This window comes from Rothia koreensis (genome assembly GCF_004136575.1).
In the GTDB taxonomy this organism is placed as follows: Bacteria; Actinomycetota; Actinomycetes; order Actinomycetales; family Micrococcaceae; genus Rothia; species Rothia koreensis.
The window spans coordinates 42,066-59,581 of sequence record NZ_NOIQ01000013.1; the positions used below are offsets into that span (position 1 = coordinate 42,066).

The 17,516-nt window shown below is 63.2% G+C and carries 11 protein-coding genes; 8 read left to right on the top strand and 3 right to left on the bottom strand.

Annotated features, from left to right (window positions below):
* Positions 1-1,234 precede the first annotated feature (1,234 nt).
* The 6 genes from EWU68_RS09335 to EWU68_RS09360 all read left to right on the top strand — a co-directional run bounded on the left by EWU68_RS09335 (position 1,235) and on the right by EWU68_RS09360 (position 9,815).
* A complete protein-coding gene (locus EWU68_RS09335) occupies positions 1,235-2,740 on the top strand; it encodes an FAD-binding oxidoreductase (RefSeq protein WP_129315865.1) in 1,506 nt (501 codons plus the stop codon).
* Positions 2,741-2,742: 2 nt separating this feature from the next.
* On the top strand, positions 2,743-3,978 hold the full coding sequence (locus EWU68_RS09340) for an aminotransferase-like domain-containing protein (RefSeq protein ID WP_162421520.1): 1,236 nt from the start codon (positions 2,743-2,745) through the stop codon (positions 3,976-3,978).
* Between the two features lie 68 nt (positions 3,979-4,046).
* Positions 4,047-5,642 carry an ABC transporter substrate-binding protein gene (locus EWU68_RS09345; RefSeq protein WP_238692410.1) on the top strand — a complete coding sequence of 532 codons (1,596 nt, stop codon included), beginning with the start codon at positions 4,047-4,049 and terminating at the stop codon, positions 5,640-5,642.
* Positions 5,639-6,661, top strand: a complete 1,023-nt coding sequence (locus tag EWU68_RS09350) for an ABC transporter permease (protein WP_129315868.1) — start codon at positions 5,639-5,641, stop codon at positions 6,659-6,661. Before EWU68_RS09345 ends, EWU68_RS09350 begins: the two co-directional genes overlap by 4 nt.
* Positions 6,658-7,566 carry an ABC transporter permease gene (locus tag EWU68_RS09355; protein WP_129315869.1) on the top strand — a complete coding sequence of 303 codons (909 nt, stop codon included), beginning with the start codon at positions 6,658-6,660 and terminating at the stop codon, positions 7,564-7,566. Before EWU68_RS09350 ends, EWU68_RS09355 begins: the two co-directional genes overlap by 4 nt.
* Positions 7,563-9,815 (top strand): dipeptide ABC transporter ATP-binding protein, encoded by a 2,253-nt coding sequence (locus EWU68_RS09360; RefSeq protein ID WP_129315870.1) that lies wholly within the window; start codon positions 7,563-7,565, stop codon positions 9,813-9,815. The genes EWU68_RS09355 and EWU68_RS09360 overlap by 4 nt, the downstream gene beginning before the upstream one ends.
* Before the next feature lie 625 nt (positions 9,816-10,440).
* Here EWU68_RS09360 and EWU68_RS09365 read toward each other — a convergent pair.
* Together EWU68_RS09365 and EWU68_RS09370 are read right to left on the bottom strand one after the other, a co-directional pair.
* Complete coding sequence (locus EWU68_RS09365; protein ID WP_129315871.1) at positions 10,441-11,637, bottom strand: TerC family protein; 1,197 nt, start codon at positions 11,635-11,637, stop codon at positions 10,441-10,443.
* A gap of 229 nt (positions 11,638-11,866) precedes the next feature.
* The gene (locus EWU68_RS09370) at positions 11,867-12,889 is read right to left on the bottom strand and encodes a TerC family protein (protein ID WP_129315872.1); all 1,023 of its coding nucleotides are present in this window, start codon (positions 12,887-12,889) and stop codon (positions 11,867-11,869) included.
* A 272-nt stretch (positions 12,890-13,161) separates the two neighbouring features.
* Here EWU68_RS09370 and EWU68_RS13050 point away from each other — a divergent pair, with 272 nt between their 5' ends.
* Positions 13,162-13,434, top strand: a complete 273-nt coding sequence (locus EWU68_RS13050; RefSeq protein ID WP_156265597.1) for a hypothetical protein — start codon at positions 13,162-13,164, stop codon at positions 13,432-13,434.
* Between the two features lie 859 nt (positions 13,435-14,293).
* On the opposite strand, the gene EWU68_RS09380 is transcribed toward EWU68_RS13050, so the two are convergent.
* On the bottom strand, positions 14,294-15,925 hold the full coding sequence (locus tag EWU68_RS09380; protein ID WP_193554043.1) for a long-chain-fatty-acid--CoA ligase: 1,632 nt from the start codon (positions 15,923-15,925) through the stop codon (positions 14,294-14,296).
* 245 nt (positions 15,926-16,170) lie between these two features.
* On the opposite strand from EWU68_RS09380, the gene EWU68_RS09385 reads away from it, so the two are divergent.
* On the top strand, positions 16,171-17,508 hold the full coding sequence (locus EWU68_RS09385) for an MFS transporter (RefSeq protein WP_129315875.1): 1,338 nt from the start codon (positions 16,171-16,173) through the stop codon (positions 17,506-17,508).
* The last annotated feature ends 8 nt before the right edge of the window (positions 17,509-17,516 follow it).

A 17,516-nucleotide genomic window follows, 5' to 3' on the forward strand; every position in this document is an offset into this window, starting at 1 on the left:
AGAGGACCCCGGGTGCGACGTCATTTTTGGGTTGGGGCGGTGTCAGGGCCGACAGGCTCGATCGGCCGCCTGGCCGACGGTCGGATCCGCCTGGCCACACGGCAACACGGCCAGTTGGGTGGCAGTTACCCGTTTCGGTGCTGCTTCCCGGCCACCAGAGGACAAGATCCGGACGACGTTGGGTGGTGATTACCCGTTTCGGCGCTGCTTCCCGGCCATCAGAGGGCAAGATCCGGACGACGTTGGGTGGTGATTACCCGTTTCGGCGCTGCTTCCCGGCCACCAGAGGGCAAGATCCGGACCACGTTGGGTGGCAGTTACCCGATTACGAGCCGTTTACCTTCGCTAGGAGGGGGCTAAAGCCCCACCTGATGAAGGACAACGCCCCTCAATCGGGTAACCACCACCCAACGGGGGCCGACCGGCCCAGCGGCCCAACGGGGCCGACCGACCCACCAAACCCAACAGCGCCGACCGACCCACCCACCAAACGCGCCAGTCCACCGCTCCCGGGATCCCGGCAGGTGAAGAAGCCGATGCCCTACTGGCCCACGTTCAGCTCGACATGCCGGCCAACCTATTGGCCGACCGCGCATTTCGAGTCGTCGTGGTAGGCCGGCCGCAGAGTGCCGCCGGAGACAGGGGCTGCGACGTCATCGCTCACTTGGAGGTCCCGGAGCACCACATCCAACCACCACGAGAATGAAGCTCAGGCCAAAGGTCGGCTACCAGGCCCGCGCCGCGCGGGCAGATACGGGTGACACAAAACTTCTTCGGCTATTAAAGAATGTGATGTAAATAACCGGATTTCGCCCATGATTCATGGGGTGTAGTCCCGGTATTTAACAGACATTAGAAGTCAAGCTCGCGTCATCGATCTGAGACTCCGGAGGGTGGGTGCCTTAAATCGACACTATGGAATCATGGCGCATTTCTGGCCTCGCCCTCCTTTTTCTGGCCTTGCCCTCCTTGCCAGGTATTGCCCGGCGTCCAGACGACCACCCCCGCCCTGTTCGAGATGCGCGGCGCCAGAGAACCCGCCCTCTTATACTCCTTGCCTTCGCAGTCAACAGACAGCGTAATGATCGATTCCGGCCACTGCGAGTGTCGCGTCAGAAATCTTAACGGGACATTTATTCAGATTTGTGTCGCATTCTGACGCGCCCCTTCCTTCGTCTTGGACGGGTCGATAATGTCTCCCATCAGCTAGTTTTGTTGTGCCGTGAGGAAATCAATGAGTGAGTTAAACGAATTATGGAGTCTGCCCTCGATCAAAAAAGTGGACGGACACTGTGAAACTGCTGAGGATCCGGCCCCAGCTGACCTCACATTTGTTGTTGCCCAGCTGCGGCAGAAACTCGGTGAGGACTCGGTGCTGGCTTCCCCGGCAGTCGATGCGCTGACCGCGGACCACGACGAATACGCTCAGGCAGAAGCGCTGGTGGCGGACTACGCCGGCGACCGCGCGGTCCCGAGCGACCCGAGGACCCGATTCGTCGTCGCGCTCCCTCGAGACGTTGAAGGAGTCCAGGCCACGTTGCGTCTTGCACACCGCACCGGCACCCCCGTGGTTCCGCGAGGTGCTGGATCCGGGCTTTCCGGCGGGGCAACTCCTGTGGAAGATTCGATCGTGCTTGGCCTTGAGCGACTGACTCGCATCCGAGAGATTGATCCACTCGACGAGGTTGCGGTCGTCGAAGCCGGCGTCGTCACCGGAGACCTCTCCGAGGCGCTGCGCCCCCACGGCTTTTTCTACGCCCCCGATCCTGCAAGTGCTTCTTTCTCCAGCATCGGCGGCAATGTCTCGACCAACGCGGGTGGTCTGCGGTGTGCCAAGTACGGAGTGACCAGGGAGTCGGTACTTGGCCTCGAGGTGGTCCTGGCAGACGGGTCCTTGCTTCGGACGGGCCACCGCTCGATCAAGGGAGTCACCGGCCTTGACCTCACCCAATTGCTTATCGGCTCCGAAGGAACACTTGCTGTGGTCGTCGCAGCGACAGTACGCATCCGACCGTTGCCGGTAGCCAGTCGCACCGTCACCGCCCGCTTCGCGACCACGGCGGCAGCCGCTTCAGGAGTCAACGCCATATCTCTGAGCTCCGTACGCCCTGCTGCTACTGAGTTGCTGGATTCAGGATCCCTCGAAGACATCGACGAGAACACCGCTTCCGGCCTGTCCGATGGCCCCAGTGCACTGCTTCTCATCGAGCTCGACGGGTACGGGATCGACGAACAGACACGCGACCTCACGGCGGCGCTCAACCGTGCCGACGCCGCGGTGAACGTCATCGACGACGACGCAGAGGCCAAGCGCCTGTGGGAACTACGCCGATCCGGGCGCGGCTCAGGGGCAGGCCAGTTCCGACTCGGTGAGGACGTCGCCGTCCCCAAGTCCCAGCTCGGTGAGATCTTCGCTGAACTTCACCGAATTGGGGCACATTACGGTGTCCGCACCTCAGCCGTTGCGCACGCCGGGGACGGGAATCTGCACCCCTCGCTCTCCCTCCCCCGCTCAGAGGACAACCACGGCCCGCTCCCTGAATCCATCCATCGCGCCGCAGACGACGTGGTTCGTTCCGCGATCGACCTGGGCGGCACCATCAGCGGTGAGCACGGGATCGGTACTGCCAAACGCGGGTGGCTGGATCTTGAACTCTCCGGAACCTCTCGTGACGTTCAACGTCGCCTCAAGGACGTCTTCGACCCTCAGCATCTGCTCAATCCCGGGAAGGCCCTATGACCATGACCATTGAGACCCCAACGACGCTGCTCTCCGCCGCAGGCGCCCGCGAGGACCGATCGCGCGGTTTCGGCAAGACGTCCACGCAGGCCAGCGGCTCAATCCCGCTTCTGGGCGGAGCACCGAGTCCCGACCTTCTGCCCCTTGAGCAAATCCGCCGCGCCAGCGCCGAACTCACCGCGGACCCGCAAGCCCTGGCAGACGCCCTCCAGTATTCGGTCCCCACCGGCCGCTCCGCACTGCGTGCATGGGCTGCCGCAAGGGAGGGCGTCTGCGAGGATCGCGTGCTGATCACCAATGGTGCCTTCCATGGACTTTCCCTGCTCTTCGAGGCACTCCTGGACCCCGGTGATGCATTGATCGCCGAGGACCCGACGTATCCGCTGGTCTTCCGCAACCTTCAGCACAAGGAACCCGAGATCATTCCGCTGCGCCTGGGTCCAGACGGATTCGACATTGAGGCGCTTCGTGCTCGTCTCGCCACCGGCGTCCGCCCCAAGTTGCTCTACACGGTGCCGGACTTTCACAATCCCACCGGTTTTGTGACGCCACCCGAGCAACGCCAGCACCTGCTCCAGTTGGCCGAGCACTACGGTTTCGTGGTCGTCTCCGACAATGCCTACCACGGCCTCGGCTTCGGTGGGGCGGCGCCGGCAGATTACCCTCTCGATTCGGATCGAGTGGCTCACGTGCGCACATTTTCCAAGGTGCTTGGCCCGGGCCTGCGACTCGGGTGGCTGGTCCTCCCGGAATGGTTAGTCGGTCCCGTGGCGCGTCTGCGTGCCAACCAGGACCAGCATTCATCAGTACTCACGCAGGCCGTCGTCGAGCGCGTCGTGGGTGCGGGTGACTTCGATGCGGTCGGTTCCGCGACGGATGCGTCTGGATTCGACGCCATCGCATCCACGGCCCGATCTGCCTATGCCGAGCGGTTTGACCTCGTCGCCGGTATCCTCGACGACACGGTTCCCGGTGGCATCGAGATTGATCATCGCACTGGCGGCATTTTCTTGTGGGCTCGTCTGCGGGACCAACAGATTGATCTTGAAACTGCCCAGCAACTCGCGCGAAGAACCTACGGTACCGATGCCGTACTGGGCCGCTATTTCTTCCGTGACCGTCCCCACGATGATCGCTCCAGCCTGCGTATCGGCATCAGCCACCTCGAGACCTCCCGACTGCGTGTGGGTGCTGAGCGTCTCGCCAACGCCCTGGCCGACCCGAAGGCACGACGATGAACGCCGCGGATCAGACGAGGGCCGCTCCATCTCGTCGCACGGTGTTGAAGGCTACAGGGGCAGGAGCCTTGACTCTCGCCGGACTTTCCCTCGCTGGTTGGGCCTTCGACTCCGCCCGCGCGGTGGCCAACGCGGATTCAGACGGGGAGGGGCTGACGTTCCTCATCAACAACCTCGACGGTGGGTGGGTCCCCTCAAAGAGCGCAATTTCCAGCTACGAAGCGAATGTCTGGCAGCAGCTGACGGACAAACTGGTCTACACCGATCCTCAAGGACAGGTTTCGCCGTGGATTGCGCAATCGTGGGAGCAGAATGACGACAACACTGAATTCGTCTTGCACCTGCGCGAGGGAGTCACGTTCTCCGACGGAAGCCCACTCGATGCCGATGCGGTGATCGCCAACCTCGATAGTTGGGCCCGGGGGCGCCCGGACGAGGGCATTGCGAGGGTCGGCCTGTTCCCGGGGTCAACCTACGACGGTGCCGAGGCCCTCGATGATCGTACTGTCCGAGTCCGTTTCGCCGCCCCCGCGTTGTCCTTCCTTCCCACACTTGGCTACCACGGATGCCTGCTCCTGTCCCCCGGGAGCATCGCGGCCTCCGTCTCCGAGCAGTCGGATCTGGCAAACCAGATCGGCTCCGGGCCCTTTGTCCTGGAGTCGTGGGCCCAGAACGACCACGTCCGATTGGTACGCCGTGAGGACTACGACTGGGCGCCTCAGTCCGCGGGCCGTACCGGGGCGGCAGCCCCGTCCGGTATCACTTTCAAAGTCCTACCCGACGACACCCTCCGGGCCTCCGCGGCACGCGCCCATCAAACTGATATCTCCTACAACGTCTCTCCCCAAGTCCTCGACTCCTTCACCGAAGCCGGGTTCGAAATCGAGGTGCCCCGCTACCTCGGATTCGTACATGGCTTCAGGGTTCGCGCTGACATCGAGCCTTTCGATGACCCACGCGTACGCCAGGCAATCCAACGCGGCATTGACCGGGAAGAAATCCTGCGCACCGTGTTCACCTCCGCATGGGAGCCCGCGACCAGCTGGTTGCAGTCCGGCGTCCCCGAAACCACGGACCTTTCTGAGCTCTTTGCCTTCGACCCCGATCACGCCGCATCGTTGCTCGACGCGGCCGGCTGGTCCGAATTCAATGCCGAAGGCTTCCGCACCCGGGGAGGTCGTGAGCTGGGGTTCACGATCTATCCAACGCCCTATCTCACTGGCTCGATTCCCGAAGCGGAGCTCATCTCCCAGCAGCTCGGTCGTCTCGGCATTCGGGTGGCAACGCAGAAAGTGGACATCGCCAGTTACGCAGGGCACGTGGACAACAACCCCAAACAGGCGTTCAAGGAAGTCACCCGCAGTTTCGTCGACGTCGGCACCGTGGCAGAGGTGATCACCGACGACGGCGAGGACTGGTTCGGTGTCGGAAGTTCCGACCAGAAGCTGGTCACACTGCGGGACCGGATAGCGGGCGCCGGAAACCGCGAGCAACGTGCCACAGTGATCGACGAACTCTCACGCCATGTCTTGGAAGAAGCGTACTTCATCCCCCTGGAACAGAACGTCCAGCGCATTTACGTCCAGGCCCCTGGGCTTGGCGGCATCACCTTCAACGCCGTTGCGGTCCCTTCCTACTACGCCGCCACGAAGGAGAAGTCATGAGTGCAACGCTGAGCACCGCCGAGTCAAAAGAACGGCTGACCCCTGTCCGATCCGGCAACAGGTCACCCGCACGTCGGTACAGCACCTATGCATTGCGCCGGGTCGCTGAGTCCGTGCTGGTAGTGCTCCTGGCCTACGTACTGGTGTTCCTCGTTCTCGCGGCGATCCCCGGAGACCCAGTTTCCTCACAGCTGGACAACCCGCAAAACGGGTACAACGACGAAGAAAAAGCCCAGATTCGTTCCTTCTACGGGCTCGACCAGCCGATATTGGTTCAGCTGGCCCTGGCGCTGGGGAATTTCTTACGCGGTGATCTGGGAATCTCGTTGTCGATGAGTCTGCCGGTGGGGGATCTGATCGGCACCGCGCTTCCGTCGACGCTGGTCCTTGCCGGGACTGCCTTGGTCCTGGCGCTCCTGATCTCCCTAGCCCTGGGGTATCTCTCCCAACGTCTTCCCACCGGAGCCGCGAACACTTCCGTACGGTTCTTGCCTACAGTTTTTCTCTCCACCCCGAACTTTCTCATCGGCCTGATTCTCATCCAAGTCTTCGCGGTACAACTGCGACTGTTCAATGTGATCGATCCAAACGGCCTCGGATCCACCCTTTTCGCGGCGCTCACCCTGGCCATACCGGTCTCGGCGCAGATCGCCCAGGTATTCATCACCGCCCTGGACGAAACAGCAGCCCAGGACTATACGGAGGTCGCGGTTTCCCGCGGCCTCAGGCCAGGTGCTGTGATTCTGCGGCACTTGATACGCCCCTCACTACTACCAACCGTCACCGTCTGTGGGCTCGCCGTCGGTGAGCTGCTGGGAGGCTCTCTGATCACCGAGACCATCTTTGGGCGCAACGGCATCGGCACCGTGGTTCAGAAGGCTGTCAGCGCCCAGGACATACCGGTACTGCAGGCGACCGTAGTGTTCTCGGCCGTCGTGTTCGTGCTCGTCAACCTGGCCATCGACCTGATCTACCCGCTGCTCGACCCGCGTTTGCGGAGCAAGGAGAAAGCGGCATGACCGCGGCAATCCTCACCACCGACGAATCGGCAGGCGGACACCAGCAGTCCGACGGACCCAACCATGCCGGACAAGACATATCGACCGGTTCGGGCCTCAGACTCCGCGGTCGTATCCCGCTCAGCGTGGGCATCGCCTTCACGGTTCTCGCCATCGTACTGGCGTGGTCACTCTTCCCAGACCTGTTCACCTCTCGCAATCCCGCTGCCGGAGTGCCGAACCGCAAGTTCACTTCTCCTGGCCTGAACTACTGGCTGGGCACAGACCACCTCGGACGGGATTTGCTCGCGCGAATCATCCACGGTTCAGCGTCTTCGATGACCAGCGCCTTGATCGCGGTAACGATCGGCGTCGTCGTCGGCGGGCTGATGGGCTTGGTCGGTGGATATCTCGGGGGATGGATCGACGCGGTTCTGGGCCGTGTCGTGGACGTTCTGCTGGCGATCCCCAGCTTCCTCCTGGCGGTCATCGTCGTCACGGCTCTGGGATATGACACGCGCAATGCCGCGATCGCTACCGGCCTCTCCGCCGTCGCGGTCTTCGCGCGCCTCATGCGCTCCTCAGTGTTGCAAGTACGGACCAGCGTGTTCATCGAGGCCGCCCGCGTCAACGGAGGCTCCGGCATCTACATCCTGTTCCGGCATATCCTGCCCAACGCCGTGCGGCCTGTGCTTTCCCTGGCGGTGCTGCAATTCGGCCTGGCCATCCTGACCATCGCAGGCTTGGCTTTCCTCGGCTATGGGGACCCACCACCGGCCTCTGATTGGGGCCTCCTGGTCGCCGACGGCCGAGAACACCTCCTGCACGCGCCCTGGCTGGTGATAGCACCAGGTTTGGTGATCGCGATCGTCGTGCTCGCCGTCAGTCGTATCAGCCGCTGGCTTGACCAAGGAAGGAACCAATGAGTCGCGCACCTGTTGCCATTGCCCCCGCCCCTGCCCCTTCAGCACCACCGTTCCATGATGCTGAGGCCACGGACCAGGAAAAACCCTTGCTCGATGTCCGCAATCTGACAGTTGCATACGGTGACAAGACCGTGGTGCGTGATGTCTCATTCTCCGTACCCACCGGAGGCACCCTAGCCCTCATCGGCGAGTCAGGCTCCGGAAAATCAACGATTGCCCGCGCCGTGTTGCGACTGCTTGCCGGGCGGAAAGCCAGTGCGACCGGGCAAATCGATATCGGAGGCGAGGACACCACCGCGCTGAGCGACCAGGCGTTCTTGCGCTTGCGCGGCAGAGTCCTTGGTTTCGTTCCTCAGGACCCAAGCAATTCCTTGAACCCGGTCAGAACCATCGGATCGCAAGCTCTCGAGGCGGCCGCTCTGGTCACGACCGCGCGGACTGGTGCTCTTCGGCGCCGGTTGGTCCTGGAAGCGCTGGAACGCGTCGGGCTGCCGGATCCGGAGCGAGTCTTCGAATCGTTCCCCCACCAGCTCTCCGGCGGGCAGCTGCAGCGTGTACTCATAGCCTTGGCGATCATCCCCGGTCCTGATCTGATCGTCGCTGATGAACCCACCAGCGCCTTGGATGCGACGGTCCAGCAACAGATTCTTGACCTGCTCGCATCATTGCGACAAGAGCTGGGTCTCGGGATTCTGCTGATCACCCACGATCTGGCGGTGGCGGCCGAACAAGCCGACGACGTCGTGGTCCTCCGTGACGGGCGTATCCAGGAGAGTGGGCCAACGGCACGGGTTTTCGCCACACCGGCCACCACCTATACCAGGAAGCTGCAGGCCGACGCGCCGGGGTTGCATCCCCATCGATTCGACGAGATCCGAGAGGCTCGCGACAAGAAACTTTTGGACGGTGCCGACGACGAATCGGGGAAGGCTCAAGGCGCCCTCCCCCACCGTGGGGCTGCACCGGTTGAACCACCGGTGCGTGTGGAACTACGCGGCGTTTCGCGCTCGTTCCATACCCAAAACCGCTCCGTGCGCGCGCTTGAGGATGTCTCTTTCAGCGTCCAACGAGGCCGCACCCACGCGCTGGTCGGTGAATCGGGATCCGGCAAATCGACGGCCGCGCGGATTCTCCTGGGTCTGGAGGTCCCCGATGCCGGGAGCATTCTGATTGACGACCGACCAGTCCAGGTCAATGATTCCCGCGAACTGCGCGCACTGCGCCGGAACCTGCAAATCGTCTACCAGAACCCCTACACTTCCTTGAACCCTCGCTTCACGGTCGGACGTATCGTGCGCGAACCACTGGATTTGTACCGGGCAGGTGACCCTTCCACACGCCGGCAACAGGTCCGATGGGCCCTTGAAGCCGTCCATCTTTCTGCGGAGCTGGCCTCGCGGCGCGCTTCGGAGCTCTCCGGTGGGCAACGACAGCGTGTCGCGATCGCGCGTGCGCTGGTCCTGCGTCCAGAGGTTTTGGTGCTTGACGAGCCAACGAGCGCGCTGGATGTCACCGTGCAGGCAAGCATCCTGGAAGTCTTGGCGAAATTGCAGCGGGATTTGGGCCTGACGTACCTTTTCATCTCCCATGATCTTGGTGTGGTGCGTCAGTTTGCGGACACCATGACGGTGCTGCGTCGTGGCCAAGTAGTAGAGTCAGGCCGCGTGACGAATGTTTTCACGTCCCCCGGAGACGACTACACGCGCCGCCTCATCTCCTCGATCCCGGCGAGGCGACACGAAGCGGAAGCCCCCACGCCGAAGGCCCCGAGCAAAGAGCGCGACGCCGAACGGATCACGTGGGTCCACACGGATTGGGATGATGAACGCGTCAGCGACCTGCAACGGTCGATGAGGGAAGAAATCGACCCTCGCTATGCTGCCCTGCGTGAGGCCGGAAGCCCACCAGCGATGGTTCCTCAGAGAAAGGACGTCGCCGAAGTGGTGCTCGCCCTGGTCGATGATGTGCCCGCAGCGACCGGGACACTTCACCGTTTGCCTGATCGATGGGAGGTCAAGCGTCTCTTCGTGGACCCTTCGCACCGGGGACTCGGTCTGGCTCGGCAGACGCTCGCCCGGGTCGAGCAGGCCGCACGTGATCGAGGAGCCACAAAGATCTACCTGCAGACGGGGAACCGTCAACCAGAGGCGATCAGCTTGTATCAGCGAGAGGGATGGATTCGCACCGACGTCTACGAACCCTACGATCCGGACGATGGCATCAGTGTCTGCTTCTACAAGGAATTGTGATCAACTTTTTGGCGTAGCTCATTGGGCCCGGGGCTGTCTCCTGGGCCTTTGGGCTGCAGGCACGGAGCAACACGAATCATGAACCGGGTAGGCGGCCACCCGCTCGTCGTGCGCATCGAGGGCCAGCAGGTCATCCTCTGCCAGCCAGGTGCCGGGGGTGCCCAGGGCAGGCGTTCCATTCGACCTGCCGCCTCATAAGGTGGCGGTTGGCCGATTCGGCACTGGTTCCCGGCCCCGGGAGGGCAAGGTCCAGACGACGTTGGGTGGTGGTTACCCGTTTCGGTGCTGCTTCTCGGCCACCGGAGGGGAAGATCCGGACGACGTTGGGTGGCAGTTACCCGATTACGAGCCGTTTACCTTCGCTAGGAGGGGGCTAAAGCCCCACCTGATGAAGGACAACGCCCCTCAATCGGGTAACCACCACCCAACAGCACCCGCCGACCCAACAACGCCCCTCACCCCGGCGCGAGGTGGCAATATTGTGCGGTTTTCCTCGCGAAAAGCGCACAAATCTGCCACCTCACGGCCCGGCGCGACCCGGCGCGACCCGGGCCGCGCAGCGCAGCAGCCGGGCAGCGCCACCGCCCCGCGCCGCAGCCCGGCGCCGCGGCCGGGCGCACCACGCTCAGGACCCCAGGTGTTCCTGGTGCTTGCCGTGGGCCCGGTTGAGGACGTCGCGGAAGCGTGACTCGGATTCGATGAGCTGGTCCTTCCGGGATTCCGGAAGGGCCGCCAGCTTCTGCTGGTAGTCGGTGAGTCGGTCGTGCAGCTCGGTTCTTTTCTCCTCGGGGGCATCCTCAGGCAGATCGAGGTACTCGTTGGCAGCTTTCTCGGTTCCGCCAATGACCCGCAACGCGCGCCCCTTGGGGCTGAGCAGCGACGCGAGGACCGTGACGACCAGGATCCCGATAATCACGCCGAGCGACATTCCGATCCCGACTTCGATCACGTGGACGGGCTGGCCGTCATTGATGAACGGGAGATTGTTCTCGTGCAGGGCGTGAAGAATCAGTTTGACCCCGATGAAGGCCAGGATCACCGAGAGGCCCCACGAGAGGTAAATGAGCCGGTCCAGCAGACCATCGATCAGGAAGTACAGCTGACGCAGTCCCATCAGTGAGAACGCCGTGGCCGTGAACACGATGTAGGTTTCCTGCGTCAGACCGAAGATCGCCGGGATCGAATCGAGGGCGAACAGGATATCCGTTCCGCCGATGGCGACCATGACCAGCAGCATCGGCGTCATGACCTTCTTGCCGTTCTCCGTCGTGAACAGCCGGTCGCCGTCGTAATTCTCGCTCGTGTGCATGAAGCGCTTCGCGATTCGGACGACGACGTTGTTCGCCTCGTCCTTCTCGCCGCCCCCGACCTCGCCCTTGATCAGGTTCCCGGCGGTCAGCAGCAGCACGAGGCCGAAGAGGTAGAAGACCCAAGCCCAGGCGTTGATCGCGGCCGCACCGACGAAGATGAACACGGTGCGTGCGATCAGGGCGAAGATGATCCCGAACAGGAGCACCTTCTGCTGGTCGGCCCTCGGGACCTGGAAGGAAGCCATGATGATCAGGAATACGAAGAGGTTGTCGACCGAGAGGGCTTTCTCGGTGATGTACCCGCCGTAGTATTCGGCGGCGAACTGGCCACCGTCGAAGACGAGGATCACCAGGCCAAAAAGCAGCGCCAGGCCGACGTAGACCGCCGACCACACCGCGGCTTCCTTGATCGTGGGCTCGTGCGCTTTGCGCACGTGAAAGAAGAAGTCGTAGGCGAGCAGGCCCAGGATGAGGGCGAGGGTCACGACCCATTGGATGAGGGGAATCTCCACAGGAACTCCTTGTGCATGTCACGAATGGCACAAGTCTCTCCCCCACGGGAAAGGGCCGACGGCGCCATTCCTGGTCGTGGACCGTGCCCGGCCGGGCGTCTGCACCCGACGTATTGACGTGCACGGTATTCGAGGGATACTCCCTTGCTTCGAGTCCCAAGGTTACGGGAGATACGGGGCTCCGTCCATACCTCCCGGCGTCCTCCCCGCATCCCCTTGGGGTCGGGAGTCACTCTCCCGTCTGGGTTTCCTTCTTCTCCTGGCTCCCTCGTCGCAACGCCCTGCCCTTGGGGCTGTACAGCGAGGCGAGCACCGTGATCGCGAGGACGCCGACGATGACGGCCAGCGAAACGCCCGTGGAGACCTCCAGGACGTGGACGGGTTCGCCGTGGTTGATGAACGGGAGGTTGTTCTCGTGCAACGCATGGAGCATCAGCTTGATGCCGATGAAGCCGAGAATCACGGCCAGCCCCCACGACAGGTAAATGAGCCGGTCCAGCAGACCATCGATCAGGAAGTACAGCTGACGCAGTCCCATCAGCGAGAATGCCGTGGCCGTGAACACGATGTAGGTTTCCTGCGTCAGTCCGAAGATCGCCGGGATCGAGTCGAGGGCGAACATGATGTCGGTCAGGCCGATGGCGACCATGACCAGCAGCATCGGCGTCATGACCTTCTTGCCGTTCTCCATCGTGAACAGCTTGTCGCCGTCGTACTCGTCCGTGGTCTTGAGGAACCGCTTGGCGAGTCTGACCATGACGTTGTTGGCTTCGTCGTCGTTGTCCCCACTGTCCTTGACCTCGTCCTTGACCAGGTTGCCGGCGGTGTAGATCAAGAACAGGCCGAAGACGTAGAACAGTGCCGCCCATCGGTTGATCGCGGCGGCTCCGATGAAGATGAACAGCGTGCGTGCGATCAGGGCGACGACGATGCCGAACAGCAGCACCTTCTGCTGATCTGCCCGCGGCACCTTGAAGGAAGCCATGATGATCAGGAAGACGAACAGGTTGTCCACGGACAGTGCTTGTTCCGTCACGAAGCCCGCATAGTACTGAACGGCGAAGTCAGCCCCGTCCCAGAAGAAGACGAAGAGCCCGAAGAGCAGCGCAATCGTCACGTAGAACGAGGTCCACAGCGCGGCTTCCTTGATGGTCGGCTCGTGGGGCTTGCGGACGTGAAATACGAAGTCGTAGGCGAGCAGCGCAAGAATGACGACGATGGTCACGATCCATTGCAGGGACGAAACTTCCACGGTGCCTCCTCAGGGCGCGGGAAACGGCACAAGTCTCTCCCACGGTCGCAATCATTCGGCTGGTGCGGCGGTTCCGTGCCCGGCCAGGCTTCGGTGCCTGACGTGATGACGTTCACGGATCGGAGGGGTACTCCCTTGCTCAGTGAGCAATTGTACAGGCATCCCTGAGCCGATTCCGGACCCGAAGCTCGCCCAGTCCACGCACGACAGGAATCAATTAGATAAGCTATATGGCGAGGTCATCCACAGAATTTGAGAGAAGGTCCGACATCATGCCCACCCCCTGGTTGCGCGCCCGCCGTTACATCATCGGAGCAATTTTCGTCGCGGGAGCGGCATTCTTCGTCTGGGCCATCCCCAGCGACGGGACCGTCGGCCACTTCGCCGACTGGACCATCGGGTTCTTCCTCGTCTGGGCCGTGTTCTTCGTGATTGCCGGAATCTACGCGGCGGCCAAGCCGACCCGCGCCGAGAAAGAGGAAGCCGGTCAGCTCGAGGCCATCGAGGGCTCGCACGACTCCGACCGCCCCCAGCTCTCCAAGTAGTCCGCGTGGAAGGGGCCGACGGCGAGGCTCGGCTCTCCTGCGTCTCGCCTCCTCTGCATTGGGCGGAGGTGGCCCAGTTAGCGGGTGCAGTCGGGTGGCGGGTGGCGGTTGCCCGATTGAGAGGCGGCTACCACCCGCCGGAGGCCTGACCCACAGGCCACGGATCCCACGTTGGGTGGCGGTTACCCGATAGAGAGGCGGTTGCCCACCGCTGTCGCCACCTCCGACGCCGCCAACACCCCGCGTTACGTGGCGGTTACCCGATTGGGGGGCGATTGCCCCTGTTAGGTGGGGTCGCAACCGCCACATAACGAGGTTTTCCGCCACCGCATCAGGTATCCCCCACCCAACGAGCATTGCTCACCGCCAACACCCTGCGTTAGGTGGCAGTTACCCGATAGAGAGGCGGCTACCACCCGCCGGAGGCCCTCCCGACACCGCCAACACCCCGCGTTAGGCGGCGGTTACCCAATTGGGAGGCGATCACCCCTGTTAGGTGGGGTCACAACCGCCACATAACGAGGTTTTCCGCCACCGAATCAGGTATCCCCCACCCCACAGGCACTGCTCGCCGCCAACACCCCGCGTTAGGTGGCAGTTACCCGATTGAGAGGCGGCTACCACCCGCCGGAGGCCCTCCCGACACCGCCAACACCCCGCGTTAGGTGGCGGTTACCCGATTGGGAGGCGATCACCCCTGTTAGGTGGGGTCACAACCGCCACATAACGAGGTTTTCCGCCCCCGCATCAGGTATCCCCCACCCAACGAGCATTGCTCACCGCACGACGACGGGTCTCGCCGCCTCCGGGCCCGGAAACGGCCGCGCCCCCAGCACGCGACACCCCCGCACACGCCCCCTCACACGGCGTCATCCGACCGGAGCTTCTTCTTGTTGAGTTTGCCGACCGAGGTCCGAGGAAGCTCGTCGACCACCACGACCCTGTCGGGCAGCTGCCATTTGGCGAATCGTGTCGAGAGCGTGGTGCGCACGGTGTCGGCGTCCACCGTGTTTCCTTCGCGCGCAACCACGTAGGCGACCGGTCGTTCGTCCCACTTCTCGTCGGGCACGCCGATCACGGCCGCCTCGGCCACGGCCGGGTTGTCCAGGATCGCGTTCTCCATGTCGATCGAGGAGATCCATTCGCCTCCCGACTTGATCACGTCCTTCAACCTGTCCGTCAGCTTGAGGTAACCGTTGGGGTCGATGACTCCGACGTCGCCGGATCGCCACCAGCCGTCCTCGAACGCGTCGGCCGCCTCGGGGCGGTCGAAGTACTCCTGCGTGATGTAGGGGCCCTTGTAGTAGACCTCGCCCGCGGACACGCCGTCGTGGGGTTGCTCGATCCCGTCCAGGGACATGATCTTGATGTCCGTGCCCGCGCTCGGCAGCCCCTGGGACCGCTTCAGGTCCCACCAGTCGGCCTCGGCCATGTCATCCAGAGATCGCTTGCGCAACCAGTTGATCGCGACGATCGGCGACGTCTCCGAGGCGCCGTACCCGTGGACGATGTCCGCGCCCGCGGCCTCCTTGAACCCCTTCATGAGCGCGAGCGCGGGTTCCGACCCGGCCACGACGACGCGCAGTCCGGACAGATCCACGGGTTCGGCGCGCGCCCGGAAGTATTCGAGAATCGGAGTCCAGATCGCCGGAGATCCGTTCGAAACGGTGACGCCTTCATCCACGAGTGCTTCCGCGAGCGGGCCGACGTCGGAGGCCGCGTACTGCCCCGGCATCACGACTTTCGATCCCGCCAGGACCGCCGCGTGGAGGAATCCCCAGGTCATGGCGTGGAACATGGGTGTCACCGGCATCAGGCAGTCCCGGTGGGTGAAGGACAGGGCCGTGTGCAGCGCCCATGAATGAACGCACACGGATCGGTGGGAATAGAAGATCCCCTTGGGGCGGCCCGTGGTCCCGGTCGTGTATCCCGCGTAGGCCGCGGACGATTCCTCGATCTCCTCCCAGTCGTAGCTGTCTGACTCGTCGATCATGAGGTCCTCGAGGTACACGGGGTTGGGCAGCGACGTCTCGGTCCGGCCTCCGGGGGTGTCGGAAGCGATGATCCAGCCCTTGATGTTCTCCGCGTCCTGGATGCCCTCGGCCAGCGGAAGCAGCGATTCGTCGACCACAACCCATTGCGCACCCGAGTGTTCGACCACATAGGCCAAGTCCTCGCGCGAGAGTTTGATGTTCAGTTGGAGGTGCGTGGCCGCAAGCCCCGGGAGGGCGAAGTAGAGCTCCAGGTGACGTCGGGAGTTCCAGTCGAGCACGCCGACGACGTCGCCCGGCGCCACCCCGAGCCCGGAGAGAGCGTGTGCCATCTGCGCGACCCGGCCGTACTCGACGGCGTAGTTCGATCGTTGCCACGCCCCACGGTCGTCCCGGTACACGATCTCAGTCTCCGGGAAGGATCTTGCCGCGTGACGCAGCATCGTGGTGACGTTGAGCTGGTAGTCGTCAGCCATGGTCGACGGATGCCCGGTGAGCATGGGGTCCCCTCTCATCGATGGTGTGAGAATCGCCTATGATGTGATCCACGTCCCAAATATAGTTCACCTATGGGGGCCGGTCACACCTGTTCGATCGAGGAGGCGCTCCCTTCTTCATCGACAGTTCACCGAGGTGTACCGATACTTTGGCCCGAGGTCGTACCCAGGTCCCGGAAGAGCCCTACCATCGCACAGTCAGGCGCCGGCCAGCGCACCACCAACCACGAACGCACGAGGACGAGCCCATGGACTTCGAAGGCTTCGACAGCCCGCGAACACGGAAATTTCAGCGCAAGGTCACCCTTCTCTCCGCGGGCGGAGTGTTCCTGGACGGCTTCGACCTGACGATCATTGCCGTGGCCATGCCCATGATCGTCGGCGAATGGGGTCTGGGTGCCGGCGAGCAGTCCCTGCTGACCAGCAGCGCGATCATCGGTTCTTTCGTCGGGGCTGTGACGCTCGGCAACCTGACCGACAAATTCGGCCGCAAGGCGATGTACATCATCGACCTTCTGGCCTTCGTGCTCTTCGCGGTTCTGACCGCCTTCGCTCCGGGACTCTGGTGGCTGATCGCTTTCCGTTTCCTCCTTGGCATCGGCATCGGCGCCGACTATCCGATTTCCGCGACGCTGGTGTCCGAGTTCGCGCCCAAGGCGGGCCGCGGCAGACTCTCGACGTCGCTCGGTGCCATGTGGTTCGTCGGCGCGGTCGTTGCCTACATCATCGGTCTGGCGACCCTCCCCCTGGGCGAATTCGCGTGGAGGGCGATGCTCCTGGTCGGTGCCGTCTTCGCGTTGGTCGTCTTCGTCTTCCGCGTCACGTTGCCCGAATCGCCGCGCTGGCTCGTTGCCCACGGACGCGTGGAGGAAGCCCGCGACGTCGTCGAGAAGATCACCGGGATGCGCCCGAGCCAGGACGAGGTCGAGCATGAAGCGGCCCACCCGGCGAATGCGCCAGCGCGCTCTGCCCGGTTGCTGAGCCTGTTCACGGGGCGGCAACGAAACCGAACACTCTTCGTCTGCGGTTTCTGGTTCTGCTACGCAACGGCCTACTACGGCATCTCGATGTACACCCCGACGATCCTGGCGCCCTTCACCCAGGGAAGTCACGTGGCGGTCATCGTCGGCTCCGGCATCGTGGCTCTCCTGGGCCTGATCGGTTCCGTGATCGGTATGAACCTGGTGGATTCGTGGGGCCGTCGTCCGCTCATCATCACGTCCTTCAGCGGGCTGACGATCGCTCTGGCGATCCTGGCCCTGACGGTCAATCCGCACCTGGTGTTCCTCATCATTCTGTTCAGCGTTGCGGTGCTCTTCGCCAACTCGGGCGGAGGAATCCTGAATTTCGTGTATCCCACGGAGCTGTTCCCGACCGAGTTGCGCGCGACCGGTTCGGGACTGGCGACGTCGGTCAGCCGCATCGGGTCGATCCTGGGCGTGGTCGCGTTCCCGAATATGGTTGCCGCATGGGGCAACAACACCGCCCTCTGGGTCTTCGCCGCCGTGGGCCTCGCGGGCCTGCTGATCTGTGTGTTCATGGCACCGGAGACCAAGAACCGCGGCCTCGAAGAGATCAACGCCTAAGGAGCATC

Excerpts from the sequence above, each read along its gene's own strand:
- EWU68_RS09335 (WP_129315865.1), top strand. The coding sequence starts at position 1,235 with ATGAGTGAGTTAAACGAATTATGGAGTCTGCCCTCGATCAAAAAAGTG.
- EWU68_RS09385 (WP_129315875.1), top strand. The coding sequence starts at position 16,171 with ATGGACTTCGAAGGCTTCGACAGCCCGCGAACACGGAAATTTCAGCGC.
- EWU68_RS09350 (WP_129315868.1), top strand. The coding sequence starts at position 5,639 with ATGAGTGCAACGCTGAGCACCGCCGAGTCAAAAGAACGGCTGACCCCT.
- EWU68_RS09340 (WP_162421520.1), top strand. The coding sequence starts at position 2,743 with ATGACCATTGAGACCCCAACGACGCTGCTCTCCGCCGCAGGCGCCCGC.
- EWU68_RS09355 (WP_129315869.1), top strand. The coding sequence starts at position 6,658 with ATGACCGCGGCAATCCTCACCACCGACGAATCGGCAGGCGGACACCAG.
- EWU68_RS09360 (WP_129315870.1), top strand. The coding sequence starts at position 7,563 with ATGAGTCGCGCACCTGTTGCCATTGCCCCCGCCCCTGCCCCTTCAGCA.
- EWU68_RS09380 (WP_193554043.1), bottom strand. The coding sequence starts at position 15,925 with ATGCTCACCGGGCATCCGTCGACCATGGCTGACGACTACCAGCTCAAC.
- EWU68_RS13050 (WP_156265597.1), top strand. The coding sequence starts at position 13,162 with ATGCCCACCCCCTGGTTGCGCGCCCGCCGTTACATCATCGGAGCAATT.